Below are 16,754 nucleotides of genomic sequence, written 5' to 3'. Positions count from 1 at the left end.
TTCTCGCATTCGGAATTCTATGCGAGGGAGAGAGCAGTTCCCGTGCCAGGAGTTAAATCTAAAAAAATCCTTTAAAATCAATTGCTTAAAATTGATTTGGCGGTGCTTTCTCGTGCATGTTGCAAGGTGCGCACATTGGCGTATTGCAAAATGCATGACCTTGAATTTGTTTTAGTCCAGGGGCAGTTCAGTGGTGCGCTTGACTTCACTCATGGCGATGCCCGAATGAGCCTCCTGCACATGGGGACTTTGCAGCAATTGGTCGCGTAGAAAACGCTCGTAACTGGCGATATCGCGGGCTACGACCTTGAGCAGATAGTCCGAACTGCCCGCCATGGTGTAGCACTCGATGACCTCGGGATAACCGGCGATCGCCCGTTCGAATTCGTCCAGATTGCTGCGGCCATGGGCGGATAATTTGATGCTGACGAACACCGTGATGGTGAAGCCGAGACGCTTGTGGCTGAGCAACGCCACCTTGCGCTCGATAAAGCCTTCCTCCTGCAGACGATTGATGCGACGCCAGCAGGGCGACTGAGACAGCTCCACCTTCTTGGCAATTTCAGCCGCGCTGAGGTCGGCGTTGCGTTGCATCAGGCGAAGAATCCGCCGGTCGATGGCACTCAGAGGCTCGTGCATGTTCGTTTCTCCTTTGTGATTATTTTCGAAACGTTCATGTGCAGTATTGGCGTTGGCGGCATGAATGGGAAAGAAAAAATCGCCGCACTCCGGTCTATGCTTAAGGCAGACATCCACACAGTGATCCTGGCGGATGTAGGCAGGTGATTAACCGTGTCACCTGATAGGTCGCTATAAAAACAACAGGAGCGCCGTCTTATGTCTCTGGCCGAAATCCGTCTGGACGACAAATACCGTCTCGCGACGGGCCATTTGTACCTTACCGGGACCCAGGCGCTGACCCGCCTGCCCATGCTGCAGAAGCAGCGTGATACCGCCGCCGGGCTCAATACCGCCTGCTTCATTTCCGGCTACCGCGGCTCGCCACTGGGTGGGCTGGACAAGAGTCTTTGGGAGGCCCGAGAGTTTCTGCAGCAGAACGCCATTCATTTCCAGCCTGGGGTCAACGAGGAACTCGGCGCCACGGCGGTGTGGGGCAGCCAGCAGACCAATCTGTTTCCCGGCGCGCGCTACGACGGCGTATTCGCCATGTGGTACGGCAAGGGCCCTGGTGTCGATCGCAGCGGCGACGTGTTCAAGCACGGCAACTCCGCCGGTGTGTCGGCCCATGGCGGCGTGCTGGTGCTGGCCGGTGACGATCACGGCTGCAAGTCTTCTACCATCGCTCACCAGAGCGAACACGCCTTTATCGCTGCCTCGATGCCAGTGCTCAACCCGGCCAACGTTCAGGAAATCCTCGACTACGGCATCATCGGCTGGGAGCTGTCGCGGTACAGCGGTTGCTGGGTAGCGCTGAAGACCATTGCCGAAAACGTCGATTCCTCCGCGGTGGTGGATGTCGATCCGCAGCGCATCAAGGTCGTGATCCCCGATGATTTTGAGTTGCCCGAGGACGGCGTGCACATTCGCTGGCCGGATCCACCTCTGGCCCAGGAGAAGCGCCTCAACGTCTACAAGATTTATGCGGCCCGCGCTTTCGCCCATGCCAACGGCTTGAACAAGGTGATGCTCGATTCGCCCAATCCGCGCTTGGGGATCATCACCACCGGCAAATCCTATCTCGACGTACGCCAGGCACTGGATGACTTGGGCCTGGACGAATCACTCTGTGCGCAGATCGGATTGCGTGTGTTGAAAATCGGCATGAGCTGGCCGCTAGAGCCGGTTTCCGTGCATGCATTTGCCGAGGGGCTGGACGAGATTCTGGTTGTAGAGGAGAAGCGCAGCATCATCGAAGATCAGCTGACTGGACAACTCTACAACTGGCCGGTCGGAAAGCGCCCCCGGGTGGTTGGCGAGTTCGATGAGCAGGGCGAGTCGCTACTGCCTAATCTGGGTGAGTTGACCCCTGCAATGATTGCCCGGGTCATTGCGCGGCGTCTGGCGCCCATCTACACCAGTGAAGTGATCGAGGCGCGCCTGAAGTTTCTCGATGCCAAGGAAAAGGCTCTGGCAGCACGCAGCTACAACACCGTGCGAACCCCGCATTTCTGCTCGGGCTGCCCGCATAACAGCTCGACCAAGGTGCCTGAAGGTAGCCGCGCTATGGGCGGCATTGGCTGTCATTACATGACCCAGTGGATGGACCGTAGTACCGAGACCTTCACCCAGATGGGCGGGGAAGGGGTGACTTGGATCGGCCAGGCCCCGTTCACCGATACGCCCCATGTGTTCCAGAATCTGGGCGACGGCACCTATTTCCATTCCGGCCACCTGGCGCTACGGGCGGCCGTTGCAGCTGGGGTGAATATCACCTACAAGATTCTCTATAACGATGCGGTGGCCATGACCGGTGGGCAGCCGGTGGACGGTGAGCTGCGCGTCGACCAGTTGAGCCAGCAGGTATTCGCCGAGGGGGTAAAACGCATCGCGGTGGTGAGTGACGAGCCGGACAAGTATCCGAGCCGCTCGACCTTCGCGCCGATCACCAGCTTCCATCATCGCCGTGAGCTCGATGCAGTGCAGCGCGAGCTGCGCGAGTTCAAGGGCGTGTCGGTGATCATCTACGACCAGACCTGCGCGACCGAAAAGCGCCGGCGGCGCAAGCGCGGCAAACTGGTCGATCCTGCCAAACGCGCCTTTATCAATGCGGCGGTATGCGAAGGCTGCGGCGACTGCAGCGTGAAATCCAACTGCCTGTCGGTACTGCCGCTGGAAACCGAACTGGGGCGCAAGCGGGAAATCGACCAGAACGCCTGCAACAAGGATTTCAGTTGCCTGGATGGCTTCTGCCCCAGCTTCGTGACCGTGCAAGGCGGTCAGCTGCGCCAGCCCCAGGCACTCGGAGCCGGTGCGCTGTTCGTTGCCTTGCCGGAGCCTCGCCAGCCTGCCCTGGACAGACCCTGGAACATCCTCCTGCCCGGCGTCGGCGGCAGTGGCGTGACCACCGTGGGCGCTCTGTTGGGTATGGCAGCTCATCTGGAGAGCAAGGGTTGTACGGTGCTCGACCAGGCGGGGCTGGCGCAGAAATTCGGGCCGGTGAACACCCATGTGCGCATCGCGGCCCGTCAGGATGACATCTACGCCGTGCGGATTGCCGCGGGTGAAGCCGACCTGCTGATCGGCTGCGACTTGGTGGTGGCGGCTGGCGAAGACGCACTGGCCAAGCTCAACGAGAAGGTCTCCCACGCAGTTATCAACGATCACGAAGCCGCCACGGCGGAATTTACCCGTAATCCCGACGCCCAGGTGCCGGGGCCGGCGATGCGCCAGGCGCTTATCGACGCGGTAGGGGTCGAGAAAACCTGGTTCGTCGATGCAACGACCCTGGCGACCCGCCTGCTTGGTGACAGTATCGCCACCAACCTGTTTATGCTCGGCTACGCCTACCAGAAAGGCCTGGTGCCGATCAGCGCGCAGGCCATCGACAAGGCCATCGAGTTGAACAACGTGGCAGTCGAGTTCAACCAGCAGGCTTTCCTGTGGGGGCGGCGTGCCGCATACGATGCTGCCGCCATCGAGCGTCTGGTTCGCCCGCAGGGAGATGACAGCAAGCGCTGCAGCACGCTCGATGAAGTCATCGAAGACCGCGTCGCACGGCTGACTGCTTATCAGAATGTCCGCTATGCCGAGCGCTATCGTCAGTTGGTCGGCCGCGTCCGCGCACGTGACAGTGATCCGCAGCAGCGTCTGACCGAGGCGGTGGCGCGCTATTACTTCAAGCTTCTGGCCTACAAGGACGAGTACGAGGTAGCGCGCCTGTACAGCGATGCGGCGTTCAGCGAGGCACTGCATGCGCAGTTCCAGGGTGATTTTCGCCTGCAGTTTTACCTGGCGCCGTCCTGGCTGAGTCGCCCTGATCCAGTAACCGGAGAGCCACGCAAACGTAGCTTTGGGCCGTGGGTGCTTGGTGCCTTCAGGGTACTGGCAAAGTTGCGCGTATTACGCGGCACCTGGCTGGATCCTTTCGGGCATAGTGAGGAGCGCAAGTTGGAGCACGCCTTGATTGGCGACTACGAGCGCAGCATTCACCAATTGCTCGAATCACTCGATGCCGGCAACTACGACACCGCGCTGGCCATTGCCGAACTGCCTGAGCAAATCCGCGGTTACGGGCACGTCAAGGAAAAGGCAGTTGAGCGTGCGCGGGCCCAGGAGCGGCAGTTGCAGGAAAGGCTGAAGGCCGGCCAAGCGGTAGTCGTCAGGCTGTTTGAGCCGGCCGCCTGAGTTGCTGCACTGACATGACAAATTCGCGTGCGCTGGGTAACATGCCGGCCGGCGCCCTTAAGGGCGCCGGATCAAACGGGTCTCCTTAGTTCAACGGATAGAATAAGCCCCTCCTAAGGGCTAGATGCTGGTTCGATTCCAGCAGGGGACGCATGATCCGCACGCTTCGATCCTGACATCTATCGTGTCATCAGTTTGCGTTAGCCTGATAAAGAAAAATCGCCGAGAGCCAATATTCCGAGGCCGCATGTGACAACCTGTAAGGGTGGGTCGTCGGGAATGGCAGGCAAAAAAAGACCCGGCAAAAGCCGGGTCAATAACCGTGATTAGCCTGATGAGGAGATAAACTGGAAGCGTCCGACCAGGATGCATTCAGATTATCCAACCAGCCTCGCGGCTGGTGATGTAGATAATAGTCATTCTCGGTTGTTAGTCAATAAAAATAGTTCTCATTTACTCTCTCGTGCGAACATTGATTTTTTGCGTCTTGAAAATCAGCGACTTGCATGACGACAAAATCTCTTTCACGCATGTCATCTTCACTGCACTCGGGCTACCCTAGGTGCAACCTCCAGGCCGGGTGAGCGACATGACTGAAGATTCCCACGACACTTCTCCGCTGAGCGCCGCTGAAGCGCGCATTCTGGGCTGCCTGATCGAAAAGCAGGCCACGACCCCCGAGGCCTACCCGCTGACGCTCAACGCAGTGGTGCTCGCCTGCAATCAGAAAACCAGCCGTGACCCATTGATGAACCTGACTCAGGGGGCGGTAGGGCAGGGGCTGCGGAAACTGGAAGAGCGAGGCTTCGTGAAGCTGGTGATGGGCAGCCGTGCCGATCGCTGGGAGCATCGAATCGACAAGGCGCTCGAGTTGGTGGCCCCGCAGGTGACTTTGCTTGGCCTGTTGCTGCTGCGTGGGCCACAGACGACCGGCGAGCTGCTGGCGCGAAGCGGCCGCCAGTATGAGTTCGAAGACGCACAGCAGGTGCAGCACCATCTCGAGCGAATGATCGGGCGGCAGCTGGTGGCTCTGGTTGGTCGGCAGGCTGGGCAGCGCGAAGATCGTTATGCACAACTGCTGGGTGATCCGGAACAGTTGCAGGCGCAGCTGCAGCAGCGCGCACAGCGCCAGGAGTCGCCTGGTGACGGGGCATCGGATCGTCTGGAAGCGCTCGAAGCAAGGGTCAGCGCACTGGAAGAGCGGCTGGCGATTCTGGAGAGCAGGGCCGTCGATTAGGCATTGCCAATTGCCCAAGCGAGGTCAGGAATGAGTGAACTGTGCCCGATGCGCACCATCCATATGGCACAGCATCAGCTTGGTAGCCTTGGGTGCAGGGCAACTCGTCTGGTCGCCCGTCGAACATAGGCCGGCTCAGTGAAGCTGGTACAAGGAGTTGTTGCAGTCCAATGCGCTTGATCTGGAAATCCTTCAGTTCTCTCTACATCGCCACTGTCCTGATGCTGTTGGGCTCCGGCCTGCTGAGTACCTATCTGGCCCTGCGCCTGGCCGAGTCCGGCGAGGGTGTCTGGGCTGGTGCGCTAATGGCCGCTAACTATTTCGGCCTGGTATTGGGCGGCAAGATCGGTCACCGGCTGATCGCCCGGGTAGGGCATATCCGCGCCTATGTGGCCTGCGCGGGGGTGGTGACGGCGGCTGTGCTCGGCCATGGTTTGCTCGACTGGCTGCCAGCATGGCTCGTACTGCGTGTACTGGTCGGCCTGGGCATGATGTGTCAGTACATGGTGATCGAGAGCTGGCTCAACGAACAGGCGGAAACCAAGCAGCGTGGCTTGGTCTTCGCCGGCTACATGGCTGCGTCCTACCTGGGCCTGGTGCTCGGGCAGCTGGTGCTGGTGGTGCACCCGACGCTGGGCCTGGAACTGCTGATGCTGGTGGCCCTGTCGTTCGCCCTTTGTCTGGTGCCGGTGGCGCTGACTCGTCGCCTGCACCCAGCGCCCCTGCGACCCGCGCCATTGGAAATGCGCTTCTTCTTTCGCCGTGTACCGTTGTCACTCACCACTATCGGCGTTGCGGGCCTGATGATCGGTTCCTTTTACGGCTTGGCGCCGCTGTATGCGGCAGAAATGGGGCTAGCCACCGAGCAGGTGGGTATCTTCATGGGCTGTTGCATTCTCGCCGGGCTGGTGGTGCAGGCGCCTTTGGGTTGGCTCTCGGATCGCTTCGACCGGGTCAAATTGATCCGCGGCATGTCGGCTGTACTGCTACTGGTGGCCTCACCCCTGGCCGTTCTCTCCGAAGCGCCTCTGTTGCTGCTGATCTCGGTAGGCTTCATCGTCAGCATGTTGCAATTCAGCCTCTATCCACTGGCTGTGGCGTTCGCCAACGACCACGTCGAAACTGATCGACGAGTATCGCTGACCGCCATGTTGCTGGTCACTTTTGGGGTTGGCGCCTGTATCGGGCCACTGTTGGTCGGTGTGCTGATGCGCTTCTTCGGGGCCAACATGCTGTACGCGTTCTTCTGCCTGTGCGGGCTTTTCCTGGTCTGGCGTGTGCGCTCGAACATCGTCACACACCTGCACCAGGTCGACGATGCTCCGCTGCAGCACGTGGCCATGCCGGTGAACATGACCGCATCACCGCTGGTAGCGGCGCTCGATCCGCGTGTTGATGAGCAGGTTGTGCAGGAGCAGATGCAGGAGCCTGTGGCGACCGAATTGGATGATGCCGCCACTCCGGCTGAAGGCTCCGAGCCTCCTGCTACCGCGCCATAGGCATAATGCTTGACGGTATTACAGAAACCCGTCGCTTTCGAAGCGACGGGCTTCGCGCTGCAGTTGGTAGACGAAACGCTCGATCAGGCGCTGTTGCAGGCCGCCGAGGCTCTCGAAGTGCAGGCCCGCAAAGGTGATATCGAGCTTGTCGTCATAGCGGGCGTGACGCAGCTCGATGGCCGTTTCCAGTTTGCCGACCGGCAGCTGTGCGCAGAAAACCTCGTAGATCTGCCCGGCCTGCAGCTGTTTGGTGGCATCACCGGCGAGGCGGATCTTGCACCCTGATGCCGAGATGTCCAGCATCAGGCCTTCGAGCGGCGTGCGCAGCCGCGTTCCACTGAGCTGCACCTTGACCTGTTCCGATTGCTTGACTGCGGCGCGGAAGGCGTTGCGGCGCTGGTGGTAATGCACTTCAGCAGGAATCGTGCCGAGATAGCAGCGCTCTCCATCGCGTTCGCTTACACGCATGCCAGTTGGGCATTCCCAGGCGATGCGTACGCCGTCGTGCAGCGATTCGACGCTGAAGGCTTCGCCATTTTGCAGGTAACGTTCGCCGTCACTGGGGATCATCTCGTCGAGAATCAGCAGGTTGCGATCTCGGTCGATCTCGATGACAAAGCTCTGGAAACGCTGGTTGCGATCCTGAAACGTCAGGATCAAAGGGTCATGGTGCTGTTGCAGCAGACGTAGGTTGGCAACGATCTCCACAGGTGCCTTGAGCACCTTGGGGGGTTGCGGGCCACAGTCCTGAGCGAAGGGGGTGGACACGGTCCAGTGATCTCCGGGGCAAGGTACTGCTGCGTCGGTTAATGCGATGTTGCATCACCAAGCATCTTGTCGTTATGTCAGGCCTGGCTGAGCGGGCGCTTGTTGCCGATTTTAGCGGTACCACCGCTGCTGTCATAGAGTGACGGTGTTTCGCTGCCGCGCAAAATACCGAGCATGCTGGCAGTGGAATTCTGGCTGCTACGAATAACTCGGCCGTTACGTAAATTGGCTTCCTGGCAGCGTTCGAGCAGCTCGCTCAACTGTTCGCTGGCCTGGATCAGTTCGTCACCTTTGTCCGAACGTTCGGCAAGCGCTTTCAAGCCTGCGCGATCAGGGCTCAGTTGCAGACTGATTAGGGCTTGTGTACGGCCTTTGCCGTGTTGGTCGAGGGTAGCAAGCAGGGGCTGTTTGCTCGCTAGAATGTCCTGCAACTTGCTCAGGTCATGCTCGCCAAGGGCTTCATATTCGGCGTCGATCAGCTCAAGCAGTCGCGCTGCGTGGCCGATATCCTCGTTGAACAGATCGAGCAGGGGCGTGATGTTCATGGTTCTGGCTCTCTGGGGGGGAACCGCTAGGCGCGCATCTGCTATGGAAGCGGACGGGCGTCAGTCGGTTTCCGGGCGTCCAACACCCCAGTGCGAGCCGGAAGCTAGCGCTGGGATTCGAAATTGAGCAGCTTGCTGGCGACGCGCTGACTATCGACCTGATAGCTGCCGTCAGCAACGGCCTGTTTCAGCTTGGCTACTCGGTCACTGTCGACGGCCGGCTGGTCACGCAGCTTGTCGACGGTTTTCTGCAACTGTTGTGCTTCGCTACTCAGCTGTACGGACTCGCCGCTCTTGCCGCTGGCGGTGCTCTGCTGAGTTGTAGCGGTATTGCCGGCAGCCTTGTTGTCGATGGCTTCGTTCTTGCCGGCCTGAGTACCGCCGGCACGGCTGGTGCTGGCTGGCGTGGAGCTGTTGAGTCGGTTGAAGTCGATGACCATGGTGCAAAACCTCTAACGGTGTGTGGACGCTTGCCTAGTGTGTCGGCTGTGCCCGGAAAAACTTTAGGCAAAAAAATTGCGTCGCTTGCACAGTCTAAATCAGCCTCGTTCACCCGTCAGCCAGTCCATTGGCCGAGCCGGTTCTCACATCGATACTTCCACCTGCCCAGGGCCGGTAACCCTTGCGCGCACCACGCGTTGCGAGCTCTGGTTGCGCACGCTGATCTGCTTGCCAACGGCGCCATCGGAAAGCGCTTCGCCGGGCATGCGTACGTTGATGCCACCGCTGCGTGCGCTGATCACCACCTGATCGCCGCGGCGGATGACTTCCGCCTGGCGGATGAATGTAGGCGACAGTACCTGGTCCGGCTGCAAAGCTCGAGTGGCCTTGCGACCGACCGCCTGCTCCAAGTCGATCATGTAGCCCTGGTTGAGCAGGCCGACATCGCGCTCGGCGAGCATCAGGTCGCCCTCGCCGAGCACACCCTCGCGCTTGATAGGTCGGGTCACGGTGACCACTTCGCGGTAGAGGCGCACCTGGCCGGGAACGAATACGGTCCAGGGGGAGGCGCCATCGCAGCGTACACGCATAGTCACCCGGCCGATGGGTTCGGCCGGCGTTTCCAGGTTGATCGTCAGCGGCTGATCGCATAAAGGCAGGCGCAGGCGGGGGTCGAGGCGATTGATCTGCACCTCATGGCGCGCCTGAATATTGCTGCGCTGCAAATAGTCTGCAACTGCCTGCTCAAGAAAGCGCTGGGTCTCGCCGATAAGCTGATCGGGCAGGGTGACGGAGGCAGTTGTCAGCGTGCTATAGCCGAGCGCCAGCAAAGCAGGTAAAACTGCCAGGCAACGAAGGCTTTTGGCCATCGCGCGTCGGATAATTGTCATTCGTATATTCATGTCTGGTTCGTAGCAAGGCGCGTGCCGCCTGCTACGCTAACCAAATCTGATGTGTTACTGGAATCTTGGGAGCCCGTACATGGCCGGTGTGATGGATTCGGTCAACCAGCGAACTCAGCTGGTTGGGCAAAATCGCCTGGAACTGCTGTTGTTTCGTCTCGACGGCCCTCAGCTGTACGGGATCAACGTCTTCAAGGTGAAGGAGGTGTTGCAATGTCCGAAACTCACCATTATGCCCAAGTCGAGCCACGTGGTTCGCGGCGTGGCCAACATTCGCGGTGGCACGATTCCGATCCTGGATCTGTCTATCGCCACTGGCAAGCGCCCGCTCGCTGACCTTAATGGCAGCTTCGTGATCATCACTGAGTACAACACCAAGGTGCAGGGCTTCCTGGTCCGCTCGGTGGAGCGCATCGTCAATATGAACTGGGAAGAGATCCATCCTCCACCCAAGGGTACTGGGCGTGATCATTATCTGACAGCCGTTACCCGGCTGGATGAGAAGCTGGTCGAGATCATTGATGTCGAGAAGATTCTTGCCGAGGTGGCGCCGACCTCCGAGGTTATTTCGGCTGGGGTGATCGATGTCGAAGTGCAGACCAAGGCTGTCAGCCAGCACGTGCTGATCGTCGATGATTCCTCGGTGGCCCGTAAGCAGGTGATGCGCTGCCTGCAGACGGTCGGCGTAGAGGTCACGGCGCTGAACGATGGCCGTCAGGCGCTCGATTACCTGCAGGCCATGGTCGCTGAGGGCAAGTCGCCCGAGCAGGAGTTGCTGATGATCATTTCCGATATTGAGATGCCGGAAATGGATGGTTATACCCTGACGGCAGCGATTCGTGCTGATGCACGCATGCAGAAGCTGCACATTCTGCTGCATACTTCGCTGTCCGGCGTATTCAACCAGGCAATGGTGAAGAAAGTAGGGGCCAATGACTTCCTGGCGAAATTCCGTCCGGATGATCTGGCTTCACGAGTCGTGGATCGCATCAAGGCCGGCTGATCGTGGCAGCGTTAAAAAAGCTGGCAGATTTTGCCAGCTAACTCGTCTAGCGCTTCTCGGAGCGTTCGGCGCAATCAATGGAATAGATGGGCGAGGCCTCACGAGTGTCTTCAGGTAATTTGGATTTCGAGCAATTCCGGATCTTTCTGGAAAAGGCCTGTGGCATCGTGCTTGGCAGCAACAAGCAATACCTGGTTTCCAGTCGGCTGAATAAGCTGATGGAGACCAACGGCATCAAGACATTGGGTGAGCTGGTGCAGCGCATGCAAAGTCAGCCGCGTAGTGGCTTGCGCGAGCAGGTGGTCGACGCGATGACGACCAATGAAACCCTGTGGTTTCGTGACACCTATCCCTTCGAGGTGCTGAAGAATCGCGTATTGCCTGAGTTGATCAAGGCTTATCCGGGGCAGCGCCTGCGTATCTGGTCAGCCGCCTGCTCCTCGGGGCAGGAGCCTTACTCGCTGTCGATGAGTATTGATGAGTTCGAGCGCAGCAATGTTGGCCAGCTCAAGGCCGGGATTCAGATCGTCGCGACCGATCTGTCGCCCACCATGCTGAACAACTGCAAGTCGGGCGAGTATGACAGCCTTGCCATGGGGCGCGGGCTTGCTCAGGAGCGGCTACAACGCTATTTCGATCCTAAAGGGCCGGGGCGCTGGGTGGTCAAACCGGCCATTAAGAGCCGTGTGGAGTTCCGCCCGCTGAACCTGCTCGACAGCTACTCCAGTCTTGGCAAGTTCGATATCGTGTTCTGCCGCAACGTGCTGATCTACTTCTCGGCGGAAGTGAAGAAGGACATCCTCACGCGCATCCACGCCATGCTCAAGCCAGGTGGGTACTTGTTCCTTGGCGCCTCTGAGGCGCTTAACGGGTTGCCCGAGAAATACCAGATGGTTCAATGCAGTCCTGGGATCATCTACAAAGCCAAGTGATCAAAGGTTTTTTAGAAAGAACGGGAGGCCATGGCCTCCCGTTTTGTTTTATGGCTGACAGCCTTCTGTCACCACCGCGTCAGAAAAGCGGCAATCCAGCGCTCAGATTGCCGTACCTACTTTGCCTAGTGGCGGAAAAGCTTTGCCGCTCGTGCACCTCGAATGCCCTGATTTTCAGTTATGTAACTGATTTATAAATAAAAAAATAAATTGGCACGTGCTTTGCTGCTAGCTCTGCAGGCAAACAGGCTAGCCGTTACGGCAAAGGTCCCTGAGATGAGCATCAGTTTCGATAGTGCACTTGGTATTCACGAGAAGGCGCTGGGTTTTCGCGCGCAGCGTGCCGAAGTGCTGGCCAATAACATGGCTAACGCCGACACCCCCAACTACAAGGCGCGTGACCTGGATTTCGCGTCGGTGCTGGCTCAGCAGGCTGCAAAGAGCAGCGGGAGCGGCAACACGGGCTTGAGAACCACCAATAGCCGCCATATCGCAGCAGAAGGCGTGCCAATGGGCGACGCTTCGCTGGCCTACCGTACGCCCACTGCGCCTTCGATCGATCAGAACACTGTGGATGCGCAGGTCGAACAGGCCAATTACGCCGAGAATGCGGTGGCCTTCCAGACCAGCTTCACGCTGCTCAACAGTAAATTCAAAGGGCTCGTCAGCGCCCTGCGTGGTGAATAAAGGAGCCTGATATGTCCCTCACCAGTGTTTTCAATATCGCCGGAACCGGTATGAGTGCCCAGAGCACTCGCCTCAATACCATCTCCAGCAACATTGCCAACGCCGAGACCGTCTCCTCGAGCGTCGATCAGACCTATCGCGCGCGCCATCCGGTGTTCGCCACCGTGTTCCAGAATGCCCAGGGCGGCAATAACGGCTCGCTGTTTGCCGATCAGGACAACTCGGGCGCCGGCGTTCAGGTGCTGGGGATCGTCGAGGATCAGAGCAGTCTGATGCCGCGTTATGAGCCCAATCACCCGGCAGCGGACGAGAAGGGTTACGTCTATTACCCCAACGTCAACGTGGTCGAGGAAATGGCGGACATGATTTCCGCCAGTCGTGCCTTTCAGACCAACGTGGAAATGATGAATACCGCCAAGCAGATGATGCAGCGCGTATTGACCTTGGGCCAGTGAGCCAGGAGTGAGCGATGAGCACCGTTGATGGCGTCGGCTCCAGTTCCGTACTGGACAAGTATCAGGTCAAGCAGGACAGCACGCAGAACAAGGAGCTGGGCAAGGACCAGTTTCTCAACCTGCTGGTGGCGCAGCTTAACAATCAGAACCCGCTGGAGCCTCAGGGCAATGGCGAGTTCATCGCGCAGCTGGCGCAGTTCAGTACCGTGGAGGGGGTTGAAAAGCTCAACTCGAGCATGGAAACCATCCTCTCGGGCTATCAGTCCTCGCAGGCGCTGCAGGCTTCTTCATTGGTTGGGCGCAAGGTCATCGTGCCGGTCGATAAGGCGGTGGTCGATACCAGTGAAAGCTTCAAGGCCAGTGCCGTACTACCGACCAGCAGCAGCAACGTATACGTCAACGTTTACGACAGTGCCGGTGCGGTGGTCAGTCGTATCAATCTCGGCGAACAGCAGGCCGGCAACGTCAGTTTCATCTGGGATGGTAAGGATTCAAGCGGCAACGTCATGAAACCGGGAACTTACAAGTTCGAGGCTCAGGCCACTTACGGCAATGAGACCAAAGGGCTTTACACCTTGCTGCCGGCCAACGTCGACAGCGTCACCTTGGGCGGCAATGAGTTGATGCTCAACCTGGCGGGTATCGGCAATGTGCCGTTGTCGCAGGTGCAGGTCATTGGTCAGTAATTAACAGGCTTTAGCTGCCGAGCTTCGGCAAGGAGAATTTTCATGTCGTTCAATATCGGTCTTAGCGGCCTGCGTGCTGCAACCAGTGACCTCAACGTGACAGGTAACAACATCGCCAACGCCGGTACGGCTGGCTTCAAGCAGTCGCGTGCCGAGTTCGCTGACTTGTACGCTTCGTCGATGCTTAGCAGCGGCTCCAATCCGATTGGTAGTGGCGTGCTGCTCAGTGATGTGTCCCAGCTGTTCAGTCAGGGCAATATCAATTACACACAGAACTCGCTGGATCTGGCCATCAACGGCAGCGGCTTTTTCCGTACCAGCAATAATGGCGATATCAGTTACACCCGTGCCGGCTATTTTGGCACTGACCGTGAAGGTTTTATCGTCAACAACTTTGGGCACAACCTGCAGGGTTACAGTGTGGATGCCAATGGCAACCTGCAGAATGGCATCATCAGCAACCTGAAAGTGGAAACGGCCAGTCAGGCGCCGCGTTCGACCAGTACCATCACTCAGCCCTTCAACCTGAACTCCACTGAAGCTGTGCCGGTATTACGTCAGAGCGCCTACGATACGGCCTATCAGACTGCCTTCAATGGCGTGCTTTTGCCCGGTAACCCTAATCCGACTCCTGCTGAAATTGCGGCAGCTACTGCGGCGGCTACTCCTGCGGAGCTCGCAGCTGCGAATGCGGCAGGCGCAACGGCAGGCACAACTGCGGCGAATGCTTCGTTCAATCCGGCCGATCCGACCAGCTACAACCGTTCTACCTCGGTCAATATCTTTGATGCTCAGGGTAATGCGCACTCCTTTACTCAGTATTTTGTGAAGACTGGGGCGAATAACTGGGATGTGAAGATCTTGGTCGACGGGCGTAATCCGTTGGATCCGACCAGCACTCAGGCGCTATCGGCTGGGGTGACGTTCGATTCGTCCGGTAAAATGCAGACCATTGATCCGGCTAACTTGAGCGCTGGGCTGACGGTTGCTCCTGATGGTTCTATCAATATGAATGGCTGGGTGCCCGCTGCACCGACCAACGCTGAAGGTACGACCTGGGCGCCTAATGGGTCTGCCGCCAGTGCTGCGATCAAATTCGATTTCCGCGGCTCTACCCAGTTCAACAGTACCTTCTCGGTCGCCAAGGTGGTGCAGGATGGGTACAGCACGGGCGAACTGGCTGGCTTGCAGATAGATGAAACCGGTCAGCTCTTCGCGCGCTATACCAATGGCCAAACCAAGATTCAGGGGCAACTGGTTCTGGCTAACTTTGCCAACATGCAGGGTTTGACGCCGGTAGGTAAAACGGCCTGGGTACAGTCTTCTGAATCGGGCGAGCCGGTAATAGGAACGCCGAAAAGCGGTACTTTGGGCAGCCTGCAATCAGGCGCTCTGGAAGACTCCAACGTCGAACTGTCCGATCAGCTGGTCAACCTGATCGTGGCGCAGCGCAACTACCAGGCCAACGCCAAGACCATCGAAACCGAAAGTGCGATCACGCAGACCATCATCAATCTGCGTTAAGCGTCAGGGAGTCGTTGCCGGAAACGGCAACCACTCGCCGAGCGACAAATTACAGGCTCCTTCGGGAGCCTTTTTATTTTATTAATTCCTTTAAATTCAATTGCTTATAAATTTTATTGAGTTGTGGCATGTGTATTGCTTTTGAGGTGTGGTCAGAGTCGCGGGCGCGTCGCCCACCTCGGAGGAAAATATGGACAAGATGCTGTACGTCTCCATGACTGGTGCCCACAACAACAGCTTGGCCCAGCGTGCCCACGCCAACAATCTGGCAAACATCTCCACAACTGGATTCCGTCGTGATTTCGAGCAGGCCCGTTCGATGCAGATTTTCGGTGAGAGTCAGCCATCGCGCGTATTCGCCATGAGCGAGAGGCCGGGAACCGACTTTACACCGGGTTCGTTGCAGGAGACCGGGCGAGATCTGGATGTGGCCATCGGCGGCAAGGGCTGGTTGGCCGTGCAGGCGCCTGACGGTAGCGAAGCCTATGTGCGTACGGCCAGCCTGAATGTCGATGCCCAGGGCATGCTGCGCACCGGCAATGGCATGCCGGTGATGGGCAATGCCGGGCCGATTGCCGTGCCGCCGGAGCAGAAGATCGAGATTGGCCAGGACGGGACCATCAGTATTCGTGCGCTCGGCGAGGCGCCGCGGGTACTCGCCGAGGTCGATCGGCTGCGACTCGTCAATCCGGATCTCAAGCAGATGCAGAAGGGCACTGACGGCATGATCCGCTTCACTGGCCCGCAGCCGCCGGTAGCTGATGCCACGGTGCAGATTACCTCGGGTTTTCTCGAGTCCAGCAACGTCAATGCGGTCGAGGAGATGACGTCGATCCTGGCGCTGTCCCGGCAGTTCGAGCTGTCCGTCAAGATGATGCGCACTGCAGAAGATAATGACACCGCCATGGCGCGCGTCTTGCAGATGAGCTGATAACCAATACGCGGTGCCATGAATCCGGCACCCGAGGAGAACACTATGCTTCCGTCACTGTGGGTCGCTAAGACCGGCCTGTCAGCTCAGGACATGAACCTGACGACCATTTCCAACAACCTGGCCAACGTGTCCACCACGGGCTTCAAGCGCGATCGCGCCGAGTTCGAAGATCTGCTGTATCAGATCCGCCGTCAGCCCGGTGGTCAGTCGAGCCAGGACAGCCAATTGCCCTCCGGTCTGCAGCTCGGTACCGGCGTGCGTATCAATGGCACCCAGAAAATCTTCACTGCCGGCAGCCTGCAAACCACCGAGCAGCCGATGGATATGGCCGTTAATGGTCGTGGCTTTTTCCAGGTGTTGATGCCCGATGGCACGGTGTCCTACACCCGTGATGGCAGCTTCCACCTCAATGCCAACGGTCAAGTGGTCACCTCCCAAGGGTTCGCCCTGGAACCGGCCATCGTGCTGCCGCCGGAAGTGCGTACCTTCACTGTGGGGGAGGACGGTACCGCATCGGTCACCACTACCGGCAACCCGCAGCCGCAGATCGTCGGCAACATCCAGATCGCCGACTTCATCAACCCGGCGGGTCTGGAAGCCATCGGCAACAACCTGTTCATGGAAACCGCCTCCAGCGGTGCGCCGCAGGTTGGCACGCCCGGCCTCAACGGCCTGGGTACCACCCTGCAGAACACACTGGAGAACTCCAACGTCAGCGTGGTCGAGGAGATGGTCAACATGATTACCACTCAGCGCGCCTACGAGATGAACTCCAAGGTCATCTCCACCGCTGACCAGATGCTGGGCTTCATTTCTCAGAACCTTTAAGACCCCGA

At 58.6% G+C, this 16,754-nt stretch carries 16 protein-coding genes and 1 tRNA gene; 12 read left to right on the top strand and 5 right to left on the bottom strand.

Annotation, left to right across the window (positions count from 1 at the left end):
• Positions 1–171: 171 nt before the first annotated feature.
• Positions 172–639, bottom strand: a complete 468-nt coding sequence (locus BM279_RS06760) for an Lrp/AsnC family transcriptional regulator (protein ID WP_093502147.1) — start codon at positions 637–639, stop codon at positions 172–174.
• Between the two features lie 198 nt (positions 640–837).
• On the opposite strand from BM279_RS06760, the gene BM279_RS06755 reads away from it, so the two are divergent.
• The 4 genes from BM279_RS06755 to BM279_RS06740 all read left to right on the top strand — a co-directional run bounded on the left by BM279_RS06755 (position 838) and on the right by BM279_RS06740 (position 7,041).
• The gene (locus BM279_RS06755) at positions 838–4,305 is read left to right on the top strand and encodes an indolepyruvate ferredoxin oxidoreductase family protein (RefSeq protein ID WP_093502145.1); all 3,468 of its coding nucleotides are present in this window, start codon (positions 838–840) and stop codon (positions 4,303–4,305) included.
• A gap of 79 nt (positions 4,306–4,384) precedes the next feature.
• Positions 4,385–4,456, top strand: a tRNA-Arg gene (locus BM279_RS06750).
• A 438-nt stretch (positions 4,457–4,894) separates the two neighbouring features.
• Positions 4,895–5,542 (top strand): YceH family protein, encoded by a 648-nt coding sequence (locus BM279_RS06745; RefSeq protein WP_093502143.1) that lies wholly within the window; start codon positions 4,895–4,897, stop codon positions 5,540–5,542.
• Between the two features lie 170 nt (positions 5,543–5,712).
• A complete protein-coding gene (locus tag BM279_RS06740) occupies positions 5,713–7,041 on the top strand; it encodes an MFS transporter (protein WP_093502141.1) in 1,329 nt (442 codons plus the stop codon).
• 18 nt (positions 7,042–7,059) lie between these two features.
• On the opposite strand, the gene BM279_RS06735 is transcribed toward BM279_RS06740, so the two are convergent.
• From BM279_RS06735 to flgA, 4 genes are all read right to left on the bottom strand, one after another.
• Positions 7,060–7,809: a flagellar brake protein gene (locus BM279_RS06735; RefSeq protein WP_093502139.1), complete on the bottom strand. Its 750-nt coding sequence runs from the start codon at positions 7,807–7,809 to the stop codon at positions 7,060–7,062.
• A gap of 77 nt (positions 7,810–7,886) precedes the next feature.
• The gene (locus tag BM279_RS06730) at positions 7,887–8,354 is read right to left on the bottom strand and encodes a flagella synthesis protein FlgN (RefSeq protein WP_093502137.1); all 468 of its coding nucleotides are present in this window, start codon (positions 8,352–8,354) and stop codon (positions 7,887–7,889) included.
• A 104-nt stretch (positions 8,355–8,458) separates the two neighbouring features.
• Positions 8,459–8,794, bottom strand: coding sequence for a flagellar biosynthesis anti-sigma factor FlgM (flgM, locus tag BM279_RS06725; RefSeq protein WP_093502135.1), 336 nt, complete (start codon positions 8,792–8,794; stop codon positions 8,459–8,461).
• A gap of 144 nt (positions 8,795–8,938) precedes the next feature.
• Positions 8,939–9,697: a flagellar basal body P-ring formation chaperone FlgA gene (flgA, locus tag BM279_RS06720; RefSeq protein ID WP_093502133.1), complete on the bottom strand. Its 759-nt coding sequence runs from the start codon at positions 9,695–9,697 to the stop codon at positions 8,939–8,941.
• Positions 9,698–9,776: 79 nt separating this feature from the next.
• Here flgA and BM279_RS06715 point away from each other — a divergent pair, with 79 nt between their 5' ends.
• The 8 genes from BM279_RS06715 (at position 9,777) to flgG (ending at position 16,746) form a co-directional block, all read left to right on the top strand.
• Entirely contained in the window at positions 9,777–10,700 is a 924-nt protein-coding gene (locus BM279_RS06715; protein WP_027910245.1) for a chemotaxis protein CheV, read from the top strand.
• A gap of 104 nt (positions 10,701–10,804) precedes the next feature.
• Complete coding sequence (gene cheR, locus BM279_RS06710) at positions 10,805–11,632, top strand: protein-glutamate O-methyltransferase CheR (RefSeq protein ID WP_093502532.1); 828 nt, start codon at positions 10,805–10,807, stop codon at positions 11,630–11,632.
• 276 nt (positions 11,633–11,908) lie between these two features.
• On the top strand, positions 11,909–12,319 hold the full coding sequence (flgB, locus tag BM279_RS06705) for a flagellar basal body rod protein FlgB (protein ID WP_093502131.1): 411 nt from the start codon (positions 11,909–11,911) through the stop codon (positions 12,317–12,319).
• An 11-nt stretch (positions 12,320–12,330) separates the two neighbouring features.
• Positions 12,331–12,774, top strand: a complete 444-nt coding sequence (flgC, locus tag BM279_RS06700; protein ID WP_093502129.1) for a flagellar basal body rod protein FlgC — start codon at positions 12,331–12,333, stop codon at positions 12,772–12,774.
• 14 nt (positions 12,775–12,788) lie between these two features.
• Complete coding sequence (gene flgD, locus BM279_RS06695; protein WP_093502127.1) at positions 12,789–13,460, top strand: flagellar hook assembly protein FlgD; 672 nt, start codon at positions 12,789–12,791, stop codon at positions 13,458–13,460.
• Between the two features lie 42 nt (positions 13,461–13,502).
• Positions 13,503–14,984, top strand: a complete 1,482-nt coding sequence (locus tag BM279_RS06690) for a flagellar hook protein FlgE (RefSeq protein WP_093502125.1) — start codon at positions 13,503–13,505, stop codon at positions 14,982–14,984.
• A gap of 190 nt (positions 14,985–15,174) precedes the next feature.
• Positions 15,175–15,915 carry a flagellar basal-body rod protein FlgF gene (gene flgF / locus BM279_RS06685; RefSeq protein WP_093502123.1) on the top strand — a complete coding sequence of 247 codons (741 nt, stop codon included), beginning with the start codon at positions 15,175–15,177 and terminating at the stop codon, positions 15,913–15,915.
• A gap of 45 nt (positions 15,916–15,960) precedes the next feature.
• Positions 15,961–16,746 carry a flagellar basal-body rod protein FlgG gene (gene flgG, locus BM279_RS06680; RefSeq protein WP_027910249.1) on the top strand — a complete coding sequence of 262 codons (786 nt, stop codon included), beginning with the start codon at positions 15,961–15,963 and terminating at the stop codon, positions 16,744–16,746.
• Positions 16,747–16,754 lie beyond the last annotated feature (8 nt).

Origin of the sequence: Phytopseudomonas straminea, from assembly GCF_900112645.1 — a bacterium.
Taxonomy (GTDB): Bacteria; Pseudomonadota; Gammaproteobacteria; order Pseudomonadales; family Pseudomonadaceae; genus Aquipseudomonas; species Aquipseudomonas straminea.
The sequence above is the reverse complement of the archived record's forward strand: the minus strand, read 5'-3'. Positions and strand labels throughout refer to the sequence as shown.

Excerpts from the sequence above, each read along its gene's own strand:
- BM279_RS06755 (WP_093502145.1), top strand. The coding sequence starts at position 838 with ATGTCTCTGGCCGAAATCCGTCTGGACGACAAATACCGTCTCGCGACG.
- flgF (WP_093502123.1), top strand. The coding sequence starts at position 15,175 with ATGGACAAGATGCTGTACGTCTCCATGACTGGTGCCCACAACAACAGC.
- BM279_RS06760 (WP_093502147.1), bottom strand. The coding sequence starts at position 639 with ATGCACGAGCCTCTGAGTGCCATCGACCGGCGGATTCTTCGCCTGATG.
- flgB (WP_093502131.1), top strand. The coding sequence starts at position 11,909 with ATGAGCATCAGTTTCGATAGTGCACTTGGTATTCACGAGAAGGCGCTG.
- BM279_RS06715 (WP_027910245.1), top strand. The coding sequence starts at position 9,777 with ATGGCCGGTGTGATGGATTCGGTCAACCAGCGAACTCAGCTGGTTGGG.
- flgA (WP_093502133.1), bottom strand. The coding sequence starts at position 9,697 with ATGAATATACGAATGACAATTATCCGACGCGCGATGGCCAAAAGCCTT.
- flgM (WP_093502135.1), bottom strand. The coding sequence starts at position 8,794 with ATGGTCATCGACTTCAACCGACTCAACAGCTCCACGCCAGCCAGCACC.
- flgD (WP_093502127.1), top strand. The coding sequence starts at position 12,789 with ATGAGCACCGTTGATGGCGTCGGCTCCAGTTCCGTACTGGACAAGTAT.
- BM279_RS06745 (WP_093502143.1), top strand. The coding sequence starts at position 4,895 with ATGACTGAAGATTCCCACGACACTTCTCCGCTGAGCGCCGCTGAAGCG.
- BM279_RS06740 (WP_093502141.1), top strand. The coding sequence starts at position 5,713 with ATGCGCTTGATCTGGAAATCCTTCAGTTCTCTCTACATCGCCACTGTC.
- BM279_RS06690 (WP_093502125.1), top strand. The coding sequence starts at position 13,503 with ATGTCGTTCAATATCGGTCTTAGCGGCCTGCGTGCTGCAACCAGTGAC.
- flgC (WP_093502129.1), top strand. The coding sequence starts at position 12,331 with ATGTCCCTCACCAGTGTTTTCAATATCGCCGGAACCGGTATGAGTGCC.
- BM279_RS06730 (WP_093502137.1), bottom strand. The coding sequence starts at position 8,354 with ATGAACATCACGCCCCTGCTCGATCTGTTCAACGAGGATATCGGCCAC.
- flgG (WP_027910249.1), top strand. The coding sequence starts at position 15,961 with ATGCTTCCGTCACTGTGGGTCGCTAAGACCGGCCTGTCAGCTCAGGAC.